The organism is Rhizobium chutanense (assembly GCF_002531935.1).
Classification (GTDB): Bacteria; Pseudomonadota; Alphaproteobacteria; order Rhizobiales; family Rhizobiaceae; genus Rhizobium; species Rhizobium chutanense.
Window position 1 is genome coordinate 1 of sequence record NZ_NWSV01000051.1, and the last position, 18,675, is coordinate 18,675.

Annotated in this window: 13 protein-coding genes and 3 pseudogenes; 13 read left to right on the forward strand and 3 right to left on the reverse strand. The window is 57.4% G+C overall.

Going from position 1 to position 18,675, the window contains the following annotated elements:
* Window positions 1-381: 381 nt before the first annotated feature.
* The gene (locus CO666_RS32315; RefSeq protein ID WP_010034735.1) at window positions 382-1,296 is read right to left on the reverse strand and encodes a hypothetical protein; all 915 of its coding nucleotides are present in this window, start codon (window positions 1,294-1,296) and stop codon (window positions 382-384) included.
* Window positions 1,297-2,230: 934 nt separating this feature from the next.
* Here CO666_RS32315 and nodA point away from each other — a divergent pair.
* A complete protein-coding gene (nodA, locus tag CO666_RS32335) occupies window positions 2,231-2,818 on the forward strand; it encodes a nodulation N-acyltransferase NodA (protein WP_004679687.1) in 588 nt (195 codons plus the stop codon).
* 410 nt (window positions 2,819-3,228) lie between these two features.
* Here nodA and CO666_RS34370 read toward each other — a convergent pair.
* Window positions 3,229-3,687: pseudogene (locus tag CO666_RS34370) on the reverse strand (GDP-mannose 4,6-dehydratase).
* A gap of 231 nt (window positions 3,688-3,918) precedes the next feature.
* On the opposite strand from CO666_RS34370, the pseudogene CO666_RS32350 reads away from it, so the two are divergent.
* From CO666_RS32350 to CO666_RS32400, 10 genes and pseudogenes are all read left to right on the forward strand, one after another.
* Window positions 3,919-4,862: pseudogene (locus CO666_RS32350) on the forward strand (IS630 family transposase).
* Window positions 4,863-5,112: 250 nt separating this feature from the next.
* Entirely contained in the window at window positions 5,113-6,006 is an 894-nt protein-coding gene (gene nifH, locus CO666_RS32355) for a nitrogenase iron protein (protein WP_004675840.1), read from the forward strand.
* Window positions 6,007-6,113: 107 nt separating this feature from the next.
* The gene (gene nifD / locus CO666_RS32360) at window positions 6,114-7,616 is read left to right on the forward strand and encodes a nitrogenase molybdenum-iron protein alpha chain (protein WP_012489546.1); all 1,503 of its coding nucleotides are present in this window, start codon (window positions 6,114-6,116) and stop codon (window positions 7,614-7,616) included.
* 123 nt (window positions 7,617-7,739) lie between these two features.
* Window positions 7,740-9,281: a nitrogenase molybdenum-iron protein subunit beta gene (gene nifK / locus CO666_RS32365; protein ID WP_004677342.1), complete on the forward strand. Its 1,542-nt coding sequence runs from the start codon at window positions 7,740-7,742 to the stop codon at window positions 9,279-9,281.
* A gap of 58 nt (window positions 9,282-9,339) precedes the next feature.
* Entirely contained in the window at window positions 9,340-10,830 is a 1,491-nt protein-coding gene (nifE, locus tag CO666_RS32370; protein ID WP_011053415.1) for a nitrogenase iron-molybdenum cofactor biosynthesis protein NifE, read from the forward strand.
* 9 nt (window positions 10,831-10,839) lie between these two features.
* Window positions 10,840-12,195: a nitrogenase iron-molybdenum cofactor biosynthesis protein NifN gene (gene nifN / locus CO666_RS32375; RefSeq protein WP_097603744.1), complete on the forward strand. Its 1,356-nt coding sequence runs from the start codon at window positions 10,840-10,842 to the stop codon at window positions 12,193-12,195.
* Window positions 12,192-12,686 carry a nitrogen fixation protein NifX gene (gene nifX / locus CO666_RS32380; RefSeq protein WP_008536565.1) on the forward strand — a complete coding sequence of 165 codons (495 nt, stop codon included), beginning with the start codon at window positions 12,192-12,194 and terminating at the stop codon, window positions 12,684-12,686. Before nifN ends, nifX begins: the two co-directional genes overlap by 4 nt.
* A 3-nt stretch (window positions 12,687-12,689) precedes the next feature.
* The gene (locus CO666_RS32385) at window positions 12,690-13,178 is read left to right on the forward strand and encodes a NifX-associated nitrogen fixation protein (RefSeq protein ID WP_097615967.1); all 489 of its coding nucleotides are present in this window, start codon (window positions 12,690-12,692) and stop codon (window positions 13,176-13,178) included.
* Between the two features lie 729 nt (window positions 13,179-13,907).
* Entirely contained in the window at window positions 13,908-13,994 is an 87-nt protein-coding gene (locus CO666_RS35165; protein WP_237350514.1) for a hypothetical protein, read from the forward strand.
* Window positions 13,995-14,215: 221 nt separating this feature from the next.
* On the forward strand, window positions 14,216-15,148 hold the full coding sequence (locus CO666_RS32400; RefSeq protein ID WP_097603737.1) for a cation diffusion facilitator family transporter: 933 nt from the start codon (window positions 14,216-14,218) through the stop codon (window positions 15,146-15,148).
* Window positions 15,149-15,755: 607 nt separating this feature from the next.
* On the opposite strand, the gene CO666_RS32405 is transcribed toward CO666_RS32400, so the two are convergent.
* Window positions 15,756-16,484, reverse strand: coding sequence for a carbonic anhydrase (locus tag CO666_RS32405; RefSeq protein WP_042120140.1), 729 nt, complete (start codon window positions 16,482-16,484; stop codon window positions 15,756-15,758).
* A 620-nt stretch (window positions 16,485-17,104) separates the two neighbouring features.
* On the opposite strand from CO666_RS32405, the pseudogene CO666_RS32415 reads away from it, so the two are divergent.
* Window positions 17,105-17,353: pseudogene (locus CO666_RS32415) on the forward strand (biotin/lipoyl-containing protein); the annotation flags it as partial.
* A 108-nt stretch (window positions 17,354-17,461) separates the two neighbouring features.
* Window positions 17,462-18,472: an IS30 family transposase gene (locus tag CO666_RS32420; protein WP_008536882.1), complete on the forward strand. Its 1,011-nt coding sequence runs from the start codon at window positions 17,462-17,464 to the stop codon at window positions 18,470-18,472.
* The last annotated feature ends 203 nt before the right edge of the window (window positions 18,473-18,675 follow it).

Below are 18,675 nucleotides of genomic sequence, written 5' to 3' on the forward strand. Positions count from 1 at the left end.
TCGGGAGGCGCAACCAGCCCGCCTCCCTGAATGAAGCCCGAAAACTCTAGCATCCGGTGGTCCAACGTTTGGGAGCGTTTCAGAAGCCGGAAAACTCTAGCATCCGGTGGTCCAACGTTTGGGAGCGTTTCAAAGACCGCCGAGGCTCTAATCGCCGCCGGATGAAAATTCAGTGGCAGGTCATTTGTTCTCGATGTTGCACAAGGAGCCAATTCCAGCGGCCACGAAGTACTTGGTATGCACCCGTGGGAACAACATGGGCGCTTCAATTGAACGGAAACTCAAATTTATGGCTGGCTCTGACAAATTACGGACGATCAGCGATAGTTCGGGTCTCCAGCGGGATTGCAGCATGAGGCCGGCAGTCAATACCAAAGGACATTACTGCGACTTCGCCGAATGCCGGTAATAGACATCCGCCAGAATGTGGTGGTCATGGCGGTAGACTTCGGCCATGATATTATAGAGGCTTGGATCGTGAGCCTCGAAATCTTCTGATGTGGCAATGGTGAGATTGCCTCGGCTGTAAGCCAAGTTCGTATTGAACCAAAATCGCGTGCCCTCGGCCCAATACTCATCGACGTTGTTCTCCATATAGGAACACGCCCAGAGGCCTTTCTCGTAGGCGTGCGAATAGGCACGTTCAACTCGTGCAACGAGATCAGGATCTACCGTGCGCAGCGCGTTGAAAATATTATGTGAGAATTCGTGAACAAGAATGTTCCCGCCGTAATACCGCGTGCCCGGCACGCCCATCAAATTCTCCACAGCTCCCGTCGTGTAGAGCCCGCCCATGCCGCGCGCCCTTTGTGCCCAGTAGTCTCGGGCAGTCATCTTGCCGATCGTGTTGGCGTAATCCCGCCGCTCGTCAGGGGTGAGACGTGGATCATCGGGAAGAGGCTTCTTCCAATCCCGCTGCTCGGGAATATCAGTCGTCGTCTCGTCAATTGCCATGACGCCCACCCGCGCTCCAGCCTGGATTAAAGCATCGCGGACATCACGGCGTTCTGACAACATGTAGAGGACAATGTCACGTGAGATCAATAGTGCCGTGTCTGGAACCTTGTTTGACGAAATAATAGGTATGCCCGCTGCGTCAGCATATTTGGCATAAAATGGATCCAGATTGAGTGATGTCGGTGGGCTGCGAACTATGAAAGTCTCGAAACTCGATACATCAGCCGCGGACAAAGGCGAGTCAGATAAGACATTCTCAGCGCCGCCGAGTCTGCCTGCGGATGCAGCAAGAAGGTACCCACCGCACAACACCATCCCCATCGAGCATACATCCATCATCGTGACCTCTCGTTAACGGCTGTCTTTCGTGAGACGACGCAACAACCGTGCCAGTCACTAAGTATTTCCTCGGGGGCTCATCGGCGCCGCCGGCTCTGTACCAGACCATGTGCGTGACGATCGGCATCCGGTGACCAGGGTATGACGATCACCTCATACCGTTATCTAGGAGAAAATTGCGATCTCGCGGCCGCCTCGCCAGTCCTGGGAGGCGTTTGCTGTGTCCGGGGTCCTAAAACTTGCACCGGAAACGCACTGATCTAGGAATCCATTCCTGTACCCATCATCTTCTCCCGAGGTCGGGATCGCCAGGCAAGTATGTCCTCTGGCAATCTTCGCCGATACCCAGCGTGCCGGTCCATGGGCTGCGATAGCCAAAGCGAACCAGGGCGTTTTGCGAGGGGAACCCCTTTCAGATTCAACAGGAGAATGCTGCTGCCTATCGCCGCGTCCCATTTTGTGTGGAATCAGACTGTCGCAAACCGAACATTCCGAAAAAACCCCTCCGCCAGGTCGGGTCGTTCGACGACTTTCGACGCCGGGATAGACCAGCCCGGTTCCGCCGAGGGTTCTAATGTGATCTCGACAATTTGCCTGATTATCGCCGAAAACGTCTTTGGCTTGCTTCTGCCTGAGTAGCGAGCCTCTCAGTCATGGTCAACTTTTCAGTTCAATGTCCTGGATGCCTGATCAAGATGATCCAGCATGATGGACAAGGCGGCATGTTCACGAAGAAGTTGGAGCAGCCGCTTCATCTGGCGTCGGCAGCCGATGGCAGGCCGATTGATTGGAACGCATCCATTGGACGGATGAGTTCCATCCAAACAAATGATTTCACCAGCTTATACCAGTGCCATTAGAAGCGCCCCAACGAGTGCGTATCAAGTAGTTGCTCTGTCGACGCCTGGACAGAGTATTAAGTGGAGGTTTAGGTATGAGCCCTCAGGTGCGGTGGAAAGTGTGCTGGGAAAACGAGTTGGAGCTCTCTGACCACACGGAGCTCGCAGATTTCTTTCGGAAGACCTATGGGCCAACTGGAGCTTACAACGCCCTTCCATTCGAAGGTGCTCGTAGTTGGTCAGGAGCTAGGCCCGAGCTTCGCGTAATAGGCTATGATGCGCACGGTGTGGCCGCTCACATGGGGTTGTTGCGTCGTTTCGTTCGGGTTGGCGAGGTCGATCTACTCGTATGCGAGCTTGGATTGTGGGGCGTGCGTCCAGATCTTGAGGGGTACGGCATTAATTCGATGCGCATTGTTTACCCAGTGCTGCAGCAACTTGGCGTTCGGTTTGCGTTCGGCGGTGTTCGGCAGGCGTTGCGCAACCTTGTTCTCAGGCTCTGCCGAAATGGTCTTGCGACGGTTTTGGAAGGGGTACGCGTGCGATCCACCCTTGCCGATGTTTATCTCAACCTCCCGCCGACGCGCTGTGAAAACGTAATTTTGGTAGTATTCCCAATAGGATGCTCAATGAGTGATTGGCCATCGGGGACCTTGATCGAGCGGAATGGCCCTGAGCTATGAAAGAGCATGGTCCCATAGCTGAAGTTATCCGAAGAGACGGTGGCGGCCCAGTGATCGGTGCGTCTATTTAACCCTCGATGACGGACCGACCCACACGATGACACATCCCGCACCTTTCGATCTGCGAACGCTTAGACGTCAAGCGTGAGATATTCGAGACAAGCAGGACCATCAGGAACATATGCCCCGAAGCCTCGGTACCGCAATCCGGGCACCTGGTGGAAGTATGAACATCATCGGCTAATGCCGTATTTTTGCGCGCTCGCGGGTTCACGATCCGCGCTCCTCGTTCGACCCGCTAACTGACGCCACTGCCGCAGAGCACGGCATCGGAGCCTGCGCACAAGCGCACTGCCGACCATACTGCGATGGCCGACAACCCAGATCTTCTTGTTGGACAAGTCGTACACTCAGAGCTCTTCCCGGCTGTTCAGGGCCTTCCAGTGCTTGACATCCTCGCGCACCATCTCGGCGACGAGCTCCTGAACCGGGGCCTTGTGTTGCCAGCCCAGCTTCTGGCGGGCCTTGGTCGGATCACCGGCAGAAGATCAACTTCCGTCGGGCGGAGGTATCGAGGATCGACTTCAACAAGGCAGGCACCGGACGCGGAGTCGTAGCCAGTCGACGCCGGACGCCTTCCATTCCAAAGTAATGTTCACGTCGGCAAAAGCCCGCTCGAGAAATTGGCCGACACTCGTCGTCTCGCCGGTCGCCAAGACGTGGCCATCCGGTTTGTCCTGCTGCAGCATGCGCGACATGCCCTCGACATACTCACGTGCGTGGCCCCAGTCGTAGCTCCTGGCGCTGTTTTTGGCCAGCTGTCGGGCGCGGCGGGCCTGCGCGATCGAAGTTGGCTTGTTCAGCCACAAGGCGAAGCTCTATCACCTGGGCGCTCGCAGCGTCTCCCGTGCGATACGCCATTTCTCTCTTGGCTACAGGGATGTGCGATTGTCTCCTGTTTTCAAAGCTCTTTGTCCTGCTGATGGTCGCGGTCGCGCTGGCGCGCGGTCGACCTAGACATGTCCTGCGATTGATGAATCGATTGTGAGGTGACGAGAGCGACCGAAGCTGATTCAACATCCACAGCGGAGAGGTGGATGATGGGACAGGCCCTGAGCGATGATCTCCTAATACGGGTTTTGAAAGCGTCTGCGGCGGGCATGTCGGCTCGACAGGCTGCGGCTCGTTTCGGAGTTGGGATTTCGACGGCGATCCGCTGGATTGAAGAGCGAAAGAGGGTGAGTTAACTGCTCTGCCACAGAGCTGGAGACGACCTTCGGCAGTGGATGCACACGAGGAATTCGTTGTCGCGTTGATCAACGAGCGTAGGGATGTGACGCTCGATGAGATGGTTGAGCGCTTGTCCGTCGAGCGGCAGGTGAAGATCAGCCGCAGCGCACTTGGCGCCTGGCTTCGAGGCCGTGGGTGGACCTTTAAAAAAAGACCGCACACGCACTGGAGCAGGACCGACCGGACGTCCTGAAGCGCCGGCGCGCCTGGTTCGATGGTCAATTGGACCTCGATCCGGAGAAACTGATCTTCATCGACGAAACCGGCCTCTCGACCAAGATGTCACGTCTGCGCGGACGTGCATTGCGAGGTGAGCGTTTGCCGTGCCGGCGTGCCGCACGGCCATTGGAAAACAACGACTTTCACCGGTGCGTTGCGCCTCAGCGGAATGACCGCCCCATTCGTCTACGATGGCGCGATGAACGGCAACGTCTTCCTTGCGTATGTCGAACAGGTGCTGGTGCCGCCCCTGGAGATCGGCGACGTCGTCATTATGGATAACCTGCCTGCACACAAGATAGCCGGTGTCCGCGATGCCATCGAACGTGCCGGCGCCAAGCTCATGTTCCTGCCGCCCTATAGTCCGGACTTCAATCCAATCGAGAACGCATTCTCGAAGCTGAAAGCCATGTTGCGAGGCCGAGCCGAGCGAAAGATCGATGCTCTATGGGATGCGGTCGGGGCCTTGATACCTCGCTTCACTGCGGCAGAATGCGCAAACTACCTTAAGGCCGCTGGATATGACCCAGATTGAGCAGGATTTGCTCTAGCGGTGCAAGTGATGCCATCACGACACCGTCTGTCGGCTTTGTCTGATCGGCGACATTAGGTTTGTTTGGCAGTTTCCTGTGGTGGTTCGGAGTAACTTTCTGAAACCCAACAAAAGGATCTTTCCTTTGGCTCGATCGGCCCACATGGCACGGGTTTTGAAGATTGCCATGCGAGGCGGCGCGAGCTGCCTGCCTTTTACTCAGCGATGGATGGAACGAAAGAAGGAAGGCGATATGTCAGATTTGCGTCAAATCGCATTTTACGGCAAAGGGGGGATCGGCAAGTCCACCACCTCCCAAAATACGCTCGCAGCGCTTGTCGACCTCGGGCAGAAGATCCTGATCGTCGGATGCGACCCGAAAGCCGACTCCACCCGGCTGATCCTGAACGCCAAAGCACAGGACACGGTTCTGCATCTGGCAGCGCAGGAAGGTTCGGTGGAAGACCTTGAGCTCGAGGACGTGCTCAAGGCCGGCTACAAAGGCATCAAGTGCGTGGAGTCCGGCGGTCCGGAACCGGGCGTCGGCTGCGCCGGGCGCGGCGTCATCACCTCGATCAATTTCCTTGAAGAGAACGGTGCATATGACGATGTCGACTACGTCTCCTATGACGTGCTCGGCGATGTGGTGTGCGGTGGCTTTGCGATGCCGATCCGTGAGAACAAGGCCCAGGAGATCTACATCGTGATGTCCGGCGAGATGATGGCGCTCTATGCCGCCAACAACATCGCCAAGGGCATCCTGAAATATGCCCATTCCGGCGGCGTGCGGCTCGGCGGCCTGATCTGTAACGAGCGCCAGACGGACCGCGAGCTCGACCTCTCCGAGGCGCTGGCTGCCAGGCTCAATTCCAAGCTCATCCACTTTGTGCCGCGTGACAACATCGTCCAGCACGCCGAGCTCAGGAAGATGACGGTGATCCAGTACGCGCCGGACTCCAAGCAGGCCGGGGAATATCGGGCGCTAGCCGAGAAGATCCATGCCAATTCGGGCCAAGGGACCATTCCGACCCCGATTACCATGGAAGAGCTCGAAGACATGCTGCTCGACTTCGGCATCATGAAGAGCGACGAGCAGATGCTGGCCGAACTACAGGCCAAGGAGTCAGCGGTGGTTGCGGCTCAATAACTGCCGCTGTCGACAGGACGCGCTGGCCCTTGCGCCAGCGCGTCCTTCCAAGAAAGCCGCTTCGGCGACGACGACCTAACCCGAACCTTGAAAGGGGGCAGGGGCCCATGAGCCTTGATTACGAGAATGACAGCGTTTTGCATGAACAGCTCATTGCGGAAGTATTAGCGCAATATCCAGACAAGGCGGCGAAGCGCCGCAAGAAGCACCTCAGCGTCGCAACGAGCGGCGACGAGCCTGGCGATGAGCCGAAGGCCCTTTCCGAATGCGACGTCAAATCGAACATCAAGTCCATTCCGGGCGTGATGACGATCCGCGGCTGCGCCTATGCCGGTTCCAAAGGCGTGGTATGGGGGCCGGTCAAGGACATGGTCCACATCTCGCACGGGCCGGTCGGTTGCGGTCATTATTCCTGGTCGCAACGCCGCAACTACTACGTCGGCCTGACGGGCATCGACACGTTCGTGACGCTGCAGTTCACCTCAGACTTCCAGGAAAAGGACATCGTGTTCGGCGGCGACAAGAAGCTTGAACAGGTCATCGACGAGATCGAGGAGCTTTTCCCCCTCAACAACGGCATCAGCGTGCAGTCGGAATGCCCGATCGGGCTGATTGGCGACGACATTGAGGCGGTGTCGCGCAAGAAGGCCAAGGAGCACGAAAAGACGATCGTGCCGGTACGCTGCGAGGGCTTCCGCGGCGTCTCGCAATCGCTCGGCCACCACATCGCCAACGACGCCATCCGTGACTGGGTTTTCGACAAGAACGAAGTCGAGTTTGAGACCGGCCCTTACGATGTCAACGTCGTCGGCGACTACAATATCGGTGGCGACGCGTGGGCTACGCGCATTCTATTGGAGGAGGTGGGGCTGCGCGTGGTCGGCAACTGGTCGGGTGATGCCACGCTCGCTGAGGTCGAGCGCGCGCCAAAGGCCAAGCTGAACCTCATCCACTGCTACCGCTCGATGAACTACATCTGTCGGCACATGGAGGAAAAATACGGCATCCCGTGGATGGAATACAATTTCTTTGGTCCGTCCCAGATCGAAACCTCCCTGCGCGAAATAGCCAAGCACTTCGGTCCGGAAATCGTCGACAAGACCGAGGCTGTCATCACCAAGTACCGGCCCCTGGTCGATGCTGTCGTCGACAAGTACCGGCCGCGCCTCGAAGGCAAGACGGTGATGCTCTATGTCGGCGGCCTGCGTCCTCGCCACGTCATCACGGCCTATGAGGACCTCGGCATGCGGATCGTCGGCACCGGCTACGAGTTCGCCCACAACGACGACTATCAGCGCACCGGCCATTATGTGAACAAGGGTACGCTGATCTATGACGACGTGACCGGTTACGAGCTGGAAAAGTTCATCGAAGGCATCCGCCCCGACCTTGTTGGGTCCGGCATCAAAGAGAAGTATCCGGTGCAGAAGATGGGCATCCCCTTCCGCCAGATGCACTCCTGGGATTATTCCGGCCCGTATCACGGCTATGACGGCTTCGCCATATTCGCCCGCGACATGGATCTGGCCATCAATAATCCGGTGTGGGATCTCTACGACGTCCCCTGGAAAAAAAAGGCCGCGCCAGCTGAGGCGGTTGCGGCCGAATGAGAGCCTGGCCTGTCTTGGAAGGGGGCAGGCCAGGCCCTTCCCATCGGACTTGATCCGCACTCGTGACAGATGACATCCCATTGCCGCCACCGGTGCGGCGCGATGAAAAGAAAGGTGCTTACTATGCCGCAGTCGGCGGAAAAAGTTCTCGACCATGCTCCCCTGTTCCGCGAGCCGGAATACAGGCAGATGCTCGCCGAGAAGAAAGCCAATTTCGAATGCCCCCACCCGGATCAGGTCGTTGCCGATCAAAACGACTTCACGAAGACCTGGGAGTATCGCGAAAAGAACCTGGGCCGCGAAGCCCTGGTCGTGAACCCGGCCAAAGCCTGCCAGCCGCTCGGTGCCGTCTTCGCAGCCGCAGGCTTTGAGCAAACGATGTCCTTCGTCCATGGCAGCCAGGGCTGCGTCGCTTATTACCGTTCGCATCTGTCGCGTCACTTCAAGGAGCCTTCATCGGCGGTCTCGTCCTCGATGACGGAGGACGCGGCAGTGTTCGGCGGGTTGAAGAACATGGTCGACGGGCTCGCCAATACATACAAGCTCTACGATCCGAAGATGATCGCCGTCTCGACCACCTGCATGGCCGAAGTCATTGGAGACGACCTCCACGGCTTCATCGAAAACGCAAAGAACGAAGGGTCGGTCCCGCACGACTTCGATGTTCCTTTCGCCCACACGCCTGCCTTCGTCGGCAGCCACGTCGATGGCTATGACGGCATGATCAAGGGCATTCTGGAGAACTTCTGGAAAGGCAACGAGCGGAAGGAGGTTGCTCAAGCCATCAACATCATTCCCGGCTTCGACGGCTTCTGCGTCGGCAACAACCGCGAACTGAAGCGCCTGCTCGACATGATGGGCGTATCCTACATCTTCATCCAGGATGCCTCCGACCAGTTCGACACGCCGTCTGACGGTACGTACCGCATGTATGACGGCGGCACGAAGATCGAGGACTTGAAAACGGCGTTGAATGCCGAAGCGACCCTGTCGCTGCAGCACTATAACACGCGCAAAACGCTGGAATATTGCAAGGAGGTCGGTCAGGTTACGGCTTCGTTCCATTATCCGCTGGGTGTTCAGGCGACCGACGAATTCCTGATGAAGGTCTCGGAGATTACCGGCAAGGAAATTCCTCCGGCAATCGGCCTGGAACGCGGCCGTCTCGTCGACGCTATGGCAGATAGCCAAGCCTGGCTGCACGGGAAGAAATACGCGATCTACGGCGATCCTGACTTCGTCTACGCCGTTGCCCGGTTCGTCTTGGAAACCGGCGGTGAGCCGACCCACTGCCTTGCTACCAACGGCACGTCGGCCTGGGAAGCCGAGATGAAGGCGTTGCTCGCATCCTCGCCCTTCGGCAAGGATGCCCAGGTCTGGGCGGGCAAGGACCTGTGGGCGTTGCGCTCGCTGCTCTTTACCGAGCCGGTTGATCTTATGATCGGCAATTCCTATGGCAAGTATCTCGAGCGCGACACCGGCACCCCATTGATCCGGCTGACCTTTCCGATATTCGACCGGCACCATCACCACCGTTTCCCGCTCATGGGCTACCAGGGCGGCCTGCGCGTCCTGACGACGATCCTCGACAAGATCTTCGACAAGCTCGATCGCGAGACGAGCGAGCCGGGTGTGACGGACTATTCTTACGACCTGACCCGCTAGGAGCGGCGGCGGTCGGCCTTGTGAGGCCGGCCGCCTTCATCTGAACTTGGAGACCGCAATGCCCTTGCTCAATGCTAAAGTCCAGGATGTCTTCGACGAGCCTGCCTGCGAGAAGAACCGCAGCAAGGATTCCAAGGCGCGCAAAAACGGCTGTTCGAAGCCGCTGATCCCCGGGGCGGCAGCCGGCGGATGCGCTTTCGATGGCGCCAAGATCGTGCTGCAGCCGATCACCGACGTCGCGCACCTGATCCATGGGCCTCTCGGCTGTGAGGGCAATTCCTGGGACAACCGCGGATCGGCTTCCTCAGGTCCAACGCTCTGGCGCACCAGTTTCACGACCGACCTCACTGAAACCGAAGTGGTGATGGGGCACGGCGAGCGGAAACTTTTTAAAGCAATCCGCGAGATCAAGGAGGCCCATGCTCCACCGGCGATTTTCGTCTATTCGACCTGTGTGACAGCATTGATCGGCGACGACATCGAGGTCGTCTGCAAGCGGGCCGCGGAAAAATTCGGCCTTCCGGTGGTGCCGGTCAACGCACCGGGCTTTGCCGGCTCCAAGAACCTTGGCAATAAGCTCGCCGGTGAAGCGTTGCTCGATCATGTGATCGGCAGCGTAGAGCCGAACGACGTGACCGCCTACGACATCAATATCATTGGTGAGTTCAACCTATCCGGCGAGTTTTGGCTGGTAAAGCCGCTTCTTGACCGGCTGGGGATCAGAGTAAGGGCCTGCATTCCAGGAGACGCCCGATATCTTGACATTGCTTCTGCGCATCGCGCCAAGGCGTCCATGTTGGTGTGCTCGACAGCACTCATCAACCTCGCCCGCAAAATGGAGGAGCTGTGGGATATCCCGTTCTTCGAAGGCTCCTTTTACGGAATTACCGACACCTCGGAAGCACTCAGACAGATCGCCAAGCTGCTCGTGATGCAGGGGGCGGATCCCGAAATCCTCGAGCGCACCGAGGCATTGATCGCGGAGGAGGAGGCGATTGCCTGGATGAAACTCGCAGCATATCGACCAAGGCTTGAAGGCAAGCGCGTGTTGCTCAACACCGGCGGCGTCAAGTCCTGGTCGGTTGTCCATGCGCTGATGGAGGTGGGCATCGAGATCGTGGGCACCTCGGTCAAGAAATCCACGCCTGAAGACAAGGAACGTATCAAGCAACTCCTGAAAGACGAAAACCACCTGTTCGAGTCAATGGCGCCGCGCGAGCTTTATAACATGCTCGCCGACGGTAAAGCCGACATCATGTTGTCTGGCGGGCGCACGCAATTCATCGCGCTGAAGGCCAAGACACCTTGGCTCGATATCAACCAGGAACGCCACCACCCCTATGCCGGCTATGACGGCATGGTGGAGCTCGTTCGCCAGATCGATCTTGCTATTCACAATCCGATCTGGATGGAGGTGCGGGAGCCGGCACCGTGGGAATGCCAGCATGCGGTGGAAGAAGAACTGACGAATACCAAGAGCGAGAACGAGACTGGGTACGTCTTGCAAAACTTTGTCGGCGCGGTCGCCGGCAGCTTCTGCAAGCGTTGAGGAAAGCCGATGGTTCAAGTCTTTCCCCAGACCAAATCAGCTGCGGTCAATCCGCTGAAATCGTCGCTGCCGCTCGGCGCCGCGCTCGCCTTTCTTGGCGTCGAGCGTGCCGTGCCGCTGTTCCACGGCAGCCAGGGCTGCACCAGCTTGGCGCTGGTACTTTTAGTCCGGCACTTTAAGGAAGCCATTCCCTTGCAGACAACGGCATTGGACGCAGTGGCGACCATTCTTGGCGGCGCAGGCAATCTGGAAGAGGCGATCCTAAATCTCAAGAGGCGCGCAAAACCCAAGCTGATCGGAATTTGCACGACAGCCCTGGTGGAAACCCGCGGCGAAGATTTCGCAGGCGATCTCGCCAACATCAAGCGGGATCGTGCCGATGAGCTCGCGGGTACGGAGGTTGTGCTGGCGAATACCCCGGATTTCGAGGGAGCGATCGAAGAGGGATGGGCGAAGGCCGTCATCTCTATGGTCGAGCGCATCACCACTCCAGGCGAGCAGAGCCGCCACCAAAAGAAGATTGCGATCCTACCAGGATGGCATCTGACAGTCGCTGACATCGAGCTTCTGCGCGAAACGGTCGAAAGCTTCGGTCTGAAGCCGGTGATCCTGCCGGACATTTCCGGCTCTCTCGACGGCACGGTGCCCGGCGATCGTTGGGTTCCGACCACCTATGGCGGTACTCCCGTCGACGAGATACAAGAGCTTGGCACGGCGGCGCAATGTATCGCGATCGGCGAGCATATGCGCCGCCCCGCAGAGCTACTGCGGACCCGGACGGGAGTCCCTTACGCATTGTTCCAGTCGCTGACAGGATTGAAACGAGCCGACCGGTTCGTCTCGTTTCTTTCTGAGATTTCTGGTGCGCCAGTGCCAGCAAACATCCGCCGTCGCCGAGCACAGCTGCAGGACGCCCTGCTCGACGGACATTTCCATTTCGGAGGCAAGAAGATCGCAATTGCTGTGGAGCCGGACCAGCTCTACCAATTCGCTACCTTCTTCACCGGCATGGGCGCCGAAATCGCGGCAGCGGTCACCACGACCGGCACCTCAAAAATACTCGCGGAAATGCCGGCCGAATCGCTCCAGGTCGGTGATCTTGGCGATCTCGAAGAACTTGCCGTCGGCGCTGATCTTCTCGTCACGCATTCGCATGGACGACAAGCGGCGGAGCGCCTTGGGATTCCGCTCATGCGGGTGGGCTTCCCGATATTCGACCGACTCGGCAGCCAGCATAAGCTCACAAGTCTCTATCAGGGAACGCGCGACCTGATCTTCGATGTTTCCAACATCTTCCAGGCCAATCAGCGCGCGCCGTGTCCTGGATCGCTTGATCCCTCCCGCAAAGGAGAACTGCCTAGATGATCGCCGCTCGTCGCCTTTCCCTCGTCCCTGACGGGGTTCACTCGTCAGCTCCAAAACGGAAGGCTGGCGCGTTGCGCGTCGCAATCGCCACTCAAGATATGAAATCTCTCGACGCCCATTTCGGATCGGCAAAACGTTTCGTCGTCTATGATGTGAGTCCCGACGACTGGAAACTGGTGGAAGTCCTGGACTTCGAAGACGTTTCCGACCAGAGCGGAAAGCATCGGAACGAGGACGTCGATCGTATTAACCCGAAGGTGAAGGCGTTGGAAGGTTGTCACTTATTGTTCTGTCTGGCGATCGGTGGGCCATCGGCAGCCCGAGTTGTTTCGGCCAAAATCCACCCAATTAAAGTATCCGATCCTCAACTGATCGAAGATGTTTTGTCGCGAACTCGGGCGATGCTCAGGACTACTCCGCCACCCTGGTTACGCAAGGTGCTAACCGAAGCAGGCGCCATTGAAAAGAAGCCTTTCGATGAGGAGGACTAAGAAATGGGTACATTGACAGGAAGTACGAATGGCCCTGCTGTCAACGAAGATGGGGATCTCGCCACCCCTTTTCTCAGATGCCTGATAAGGCTCATTCGCGCTCAGGATGCCCATGGGGCGTGGGAAGGCAAATCGGACGCTGACCTGCTGGCCGACTTCATCCTCACCAAGGAGCAGCGCCGTAAGATCCCGATCATAGGCGATCCGGATCCGTATGTGCTGTGGAGGCTACAGAACTTTTACAGTTGCGTGGGGCTTGTGATCGAAGAGTGCACAGGCCTGTTGGCATCGCCGATCATGACGATCGGCCATGAGGGCTTTGGCCGCTTGCTTTTGACGACTGGACGGTTGGTCGTTCTGTCGAAGACCCTGCGCGATGTCCACCGGTTCGGCTTTGAGACGCTAGGCAAGCTCGCCGAGACCGGCACGAAAATGGTCGATGACGCTATTGAAGTTATCGAAACCTATCCCGACGTGGCGCGGGCATCATGAAATCAATTTTCGAGGAAAGAGATCATGTCAGACATTGTGGAGCAGCTGAAGAAGGTCCGCAAGCTGCAGTCCCGCCGCCGCTGCCAAAATCTCAGCATTTGCAATGGCCAGAACGAGAGTTCGATGGTGAGCTCACTGGCATGATCATGGCTCTCAACCACGCGGCGGTTGCCGCCTGAAGAACTGCCAGACTCTCGTTGCCGCAGACGACATTGCTGCGCAATCTCGCGAACAAATCAGGAGAACGGTGTTGCGTTTCACAATCTTTTGCGGCCTCCTGCTGCTCGTCGTCTGGGCGAAGGCACTAACGAGTTACTTCGTCTGGCATTCCATCCACGAAGTCATCGTTGCAATGGTGGCTAGTTTGTTGCTTCTTCAGTGGGCGTATATCGCAAGCCTGCTCTTTTCCATCTGGCAATCCAGCCGTAATTACAGGAGTCGCCAAAGGGCTAGACGATCCGATCATCGCTAGACTAGAACGTGGTGTCAGCCACAGCCTATCATGAGGGCGAAAACCTCGGCGTTCTTTGGAACGCCTCTCATCCAATCAGATCCAACCATGAGTCAACGGAATTCCAACCTGCCGGATGACGTGGATGCGTCGAGAGCCCTATCGCCGCGCAAGCTCTGCAACCTCGGCCGTGCCATGATGACGTGTAACAGGTGGCCTGCTCATGCCCTATCTGTGGTGGCTCCGACTTCATTCGCGGCGGCGAGACCGTCAGCGAAGTGCTGGACTATGTTCATGCGTCCTTCCGTGTCGTGCATCATGTCCAGCCCCGCTTTACCTGCAAAGCAAAGTTGGCCCTTGTTTAGATAGTCGAGGCCGCACTGCCAGAACACAGCGAGGCGATTTTGTCTTGTGGCCAGGTATGTGAAAGACGCTCATGCGAGCCCACTGGACAGGAGAGGTCAGCATTTGAATTTAAAAAGGTACCTTGATCCAAAAGTGGATGTGCTCGCTTCAGTAGCTGAATTGGATGGTCTGTACCGCGTCCAGAGGACCATAAAGAAACGTAAGTTATAAGGCTGAGCCTATGAATTTCATGAGAACGGAGCAGGGGCTTCTCTGCGTTTCAATTGCCGTTACCATCCTCCTTGCCTGCATCGGCATTTTGTTCGGGATCATTTCAGGTTCGTCCGCAATCATATTCGATGGTGTCTACGCATTGACGGACGCTGCTATGACTGTCGTAGCTCTGCTTGTTACAAAGCTCATCGCGTCATCCGAAGCGCCCTCCAGCAAAGGAAAACTTATCGAGCATTTCACGATGGGGTTCTGGCATCTTGAGCCCATAGTCTTGGCTCTCAACGGCATTCTCATAACCGGGTCGGCTGTTTACGCACTTGTCAACGCAATCGGCAGCATTTTGCATGGGGGACGTCCGCTCAACTTTAGTCAAGCGATCGTCTACGCCGTCGTAACACTCGGTGTGACAGCCACCATGGGGGTTATTGGTGATCGAGCTAATCGTAAGATCAAATCTGATTTCGTTGCCCTGGATACGAAAGCTTGGCTGATGTCCGCCGGGCTAACGATCGGGTTACTCGTCGCGTTTGCCATCGGATATTTCATTCAGGGGTCTTCTTACGAATGGATCTCGCCGTTTATTGACCCGGTCGCGCTGGCATTAATCTGCATTGTGATCATTCCCATTCCGGCGGGCACGGTTCGGCGAGCGCTCGCCGACATACTGCTTGTTACGCCATTAGATCTCAAACAACAAGTTGACGCGGTCGCCAAAACAATCATCGAACGACATGGATTCATATCCCACCGGGCTTATGTGGCCCGGGTCGGCCGAGGCCGGCAAATCGAGCTACATTTCGTTGTCTCAGAGGACCTCCCGGCGAGGAAATTGCAGGAATGGGATAAGATTCGTGACGAAATCGGGCTCGCGATTGGTAACGAGGGTCCGAGTCGTCGGCTCACCATCGCCTTTACAACCGATCCTGAGTGGGCGGATTAGGATTTTGAACCGAATTTGGAGCCCTGTATCGCAGGCATTCCATAACGGGCGTGATCCTCGAACCGGATGCATAGCTCGGCGTTTTTTCCAGCCACCATGCGTCAATTTCACGGTTCGTACCAATCTTCGATCAATGCGGCCAGTTTCGATGCCGTAGTTTTCCGTTATGCCTCCAGGCGCGATACTCGATTCAGCGAATAGGGTTGGCTGAACCCAGATCGCGCCTTTGCGTTCAAGCTCCACAGGCGGTTTCGCCGTCTTGATCTTGTTGAGATCCTGCCGGAGGCCGATTGTCTCGCGTTCTTTGAAACGAGCGACGCCTATGTCCTTGTACTGGCTCAGGAGGGCGCGGCCCAGCTGCCCAGGTTCCGATAGATGTCATCGCGCAGCTGTCGGACCTGTCGATTGAGCTCACCAAGTTGCGCAGGCGTATGGTCGGAAATTTCCAGAAGAGCGTCGCCCAGGCAGCCAGCTCGCGACCTCAGCTCCGGCCCGCGTAACCCGCCGGGTGATGCTGCGGGCGGCAAGGGTCATCAGCGACTATGGTTCCGCGAACGCGACGAGGCGCCCGCGGATAGCCGTCGGCAACATGAAGTCGCCTCGTAGGTCAGACCTTGTGCAGAAAATCGACCACGCCGGTATCGAGATCATAATAGGCGGGCACGATCTTCACCTTGCCTTCCTCGACCAGGCGAGAAACAATCGCACTTTCGGTGAGGATGCGCTCGGCGCCGTTGAAGGCATTGGCATGGACGGTCTTGTCGACAAAATTGTCGCCGCGATCGGTCTCCGCCAAAGCCACGGGCAGGATCGGCTGGGTCATCTTGCCGATTGAGCCATCGAGCTTGGTGCCCTTGGACACGACCTCGCAGGCGGCAGAGACCGCCCCGCAACGCTTGTGGCCCATGACGACGATCAGCGGCGCATGCAGATGTTCGGCGCCATATTCGATCGTGCCGAGCACATCGGTGTCGACCACGTTTCCGGCATTGCGGGCGACGAAGAGTTCGCCGAGCGTCACGCCGCCGAATACAAGTTCCGGCACGACACGGCTGTCGGAACAGGTCAGCACGATCGCCCAAGGTGCCTGGCTCTTGGCGACGTCCTGCCGGCGCTTGGAAATATTGGCGGCGCAGGCTTCCGTGTCGGCGACGAATTTCTTGTTGCCTTCCTGGAGTTTTGCCAGTGCTTCATCCGGCAGGAGGGCGGGAGCGTTCGAGGCGAATGCCGGCATGGTCATGTCAAAGCCTGCAGTCATGACGGCCACGCCTCCGATGCCGGCAAATTTCAGCAGGGAGCGACGGCTGAGTGGGGAGGAATTGCATTCAAAGCACATGGTATCGGTCCTTTTGCAATATCCGGGATGGCTGCGGAGAAATGGCACCTGCTCCAAGTCATGTCCGGCAATTCTCCGGGAATCGGAGAATGGCCGATTGGTTATGCCTTGATATGGCACTCATCAAGCGGAATTTTGACGCATCGGAGGAGCTAAGCCAATCCTGGAGTATTGCCCCGGCCGTACGGTAGATCAACCCGGCCCTGACGGGTTCTGGCGAGGGATGCTCATGCGCGGCATATTGGGTTGGAAGGGACCCTTTGGGCGCTGCCTTCTGCTTCTTTAGTGGCTCCGCTGCCGCCGGCGGGATCGCATTCATTATCTCACTCGGGAACCTAGGAGCATTTGTGGGGCCGTTCGTTATAGGGTATCTCCGTAGTCACCCCGGAGGTTTTTCCACAGGCCTATACGCTTTGGCAATCATGGGCCTAGCCGCGACAGTCATGTTGATTTTCCTCCTGCGCCTCCTGCGCCAAACTCGATAGAAACAACCAGATGTTCTTGTGTTTGTTGTCACGTGAGCCGAGCCGGTTAGGTGCACAACGAGATGCGGCTCGGGTTCGCGAGGAACCAACAGCAAGAGCTCGCAAAATTCCTCAGCGTCACCGGCCGCCGTCTTCGCACCCAAGGCCGAACCCGGCAATGCCGCTCATGTCGGCGCACCGATGCCGGGCGCCATCTCGCGCGTCTTTGTGTCGCCCGGACAGGCGATCAATGCCGACGATGTGCTGGTGTCGACCGAAGCGATGAAGGTGGAAACGGCAATTCACGCCGAGGAGAACGGCACGATCGCCGAAGTTCTCGTCAAAGCCGGCGACCAGATCGATGCCAAGGACCTGCTTGTAACTATCGCGGCCGGTTCAGCGTAAAGTTCCATAACATGCATTATGCTATTTGGTGTTGTAACCGGGTGGGTTCAAGGATGAAGTGCGACTTGCGAATGATACCAATGGGTTATCACTCGCAAGGAAGATGCAATGAAACGGACCTACTCCCATATTGATCTGGATGAACGACGCAAGATCGCCCGGTGGCGAATGACTGGCCTGAGCGTTGAGAGTATTGCCGAGAAGCTCGGCCGGCATCGTTCGACGATCTTTCGGGAGATCAAACGCAACACGTTTATCGACAACGATGTTCCGGATCTCAACGGCTACTACTGCGTCACAGCGCATGATATCGCTTGTGACCGGCGTACGAAGCTGCGGAAGCTGGCGCGCTTCTCTGACGTCAGACAATCTGTCATCGACCGGATCGTACACGGCTGGTCGCCACAGCAGATTGCAGGACGCATGCGCCTGGAACGCCATCCGATCTCTGTCAGCCACGAGACGATCTACAAGTTCGCATATTCGCCCGACGGGCACGCCATCAAGCTGTGGCGGCACCTACCGGAGCATCGTGCGCGACGCCGACCACGACATGCCAGACGCAAGCATGGTCAACGGTTTAGCCCGGAACTCAACATCTTGCGGCGCCCCGATGTCGTTGCCGAGCGCAAGCAGTTTGGGCATTGGGAATGCGACCTGATCCAGTTTCGGAAAAAGTTCGGCAAGGCCAATGTGACGTCGCTGGTCGAACGAGTCAGCCGCTTCGCGATCTTCCTGCGCAACAATGACCGTCAGTCCCGTCCTGTCATGGACGGCCTTGTTCAAGCACTGCAGGCCCTGCCCCACCTTGCTCGCCGTTCCATCACCTTCGACCGGGGGACGGAGTTCACTGACTGGCCGTATCTGCAAGCCAGCATCGGCGCCCAAACCTGGTTTTGTGATCCGCAATCGCCCTGGCAAAAAGGCACCGTCGAGAACACCAATGGCCGGGTCCGGAAATGGCTTTCGAGAGAGGTCGATCCACTGTCCGTGACCGACGCCGACCTGATCGACGTCTGCAATCGGCTCAATGATACGCCACGCAAATGTCTTGGCTATCGAACGCCCGCAGAGGTCTTCCGCAAGAAACTGCTCGCCCAGATGCGGTATGCAGGTTAGCTTGACCAAGCCCGCAAGTCGCGGTTCAGCATGAACTCACACCGCAAAGTTAGAATGTAAGAACGACTGGCATCTATTGCTCGATCCATCTCCACCCTATTGCAGGAAAAGGTAAATGTCGCTCTGCATGCCTGATGGCCCCAGAGTGGCCGTGTAGGGCACACCATGGATACTGAAGTTGGTGGGTTTGTCCGCGCTCGGCA

Excerpts from the sequence above, each read along its gene's own strand:
- CO666_RS32315 (WP_010034735.1), bottom strand. The coding sequence starts at position 1,296 with ATGATGGATGTATGCTCGATGGGGATGGTGTTGTGCGGTGGGTACCTT.
- nodA (WP_004679687.1), top strand. The coding sequence starts at position 2,231 with ATGAGCCCTCAGGTGCGGTGGAAAGTGTGCTGGGAAAACGAGTTGGAG.
- nifH (WP_004675840.1), top strand. The coding sequence starts at position 5,113 with ATGTCAGATTTGCGTCAAATCGCATTTTACGGCAAAGGGGGGATCGGC.
- nifD (WP_012489546.1), top strand. The coding sequence starts at position 6,114 with ATGAGCCTTGATTACGAGAATGACAGCGTTTTGCATGAACAGCTCATT.
- nifK (WP_004677342.1), top strand. The coding sequence starts at position 7,740 with ATGCCGCAGTCGGCGGAAAAAGTTCTCGACCATGCTCCCCTGTTCCGC.
- nifE (WP_011053415.1), top strand. The coding sequence starts at position 9,340 with ATGCCCTTGCTCAATGCTAAAGTCCAGGATGTCTTCGACGAGCCTGCC.
- nifN (WP_097603744.1), top strand. The coding sequence starts at position 10,840 with ATGGTTCAAGTCTTTCCCCAGACCAAATCAGCTGCGGTCAATCCGCTG.
- nifX (WP_008536565.1), top strand. The coding sequence starts at position 12,192 with ATGATCGCCGCTCGTCGCCTTTCCCTCGTCCCTGACGGGGTTCACTCG.
- CO666_RS32385 (WP_097615967.1), top strand. The coding sequence starts at position 12,690 with ATGGGTACATTGACAGGAAGTACGAATGGCCCTGCTGTCAACGAAGAT.
- CO666_RS32400 (WP_097603737.1), top strand. The coding sequence starts at position 14,216 with ATGAATTTCATGAGAACGGAGCAGGGGCTTCTCTGCGTTTCAATTGCC.
- CO666_RS32405 (WP_042120140.1), bottom strand. The coding sequence starts at position 16,484 with ATGTGCTTTGAATGCAATTCCTCCCCACTCAGCCGTCGCTCCCTGCTG.
- CO666_RS32420 (WP_008536882.1), top strand. The coding sequence starts at position 17,462 with ATGAAACGGACCTACTCCCATATTGATCTGGATGAACGACGCAAGATC.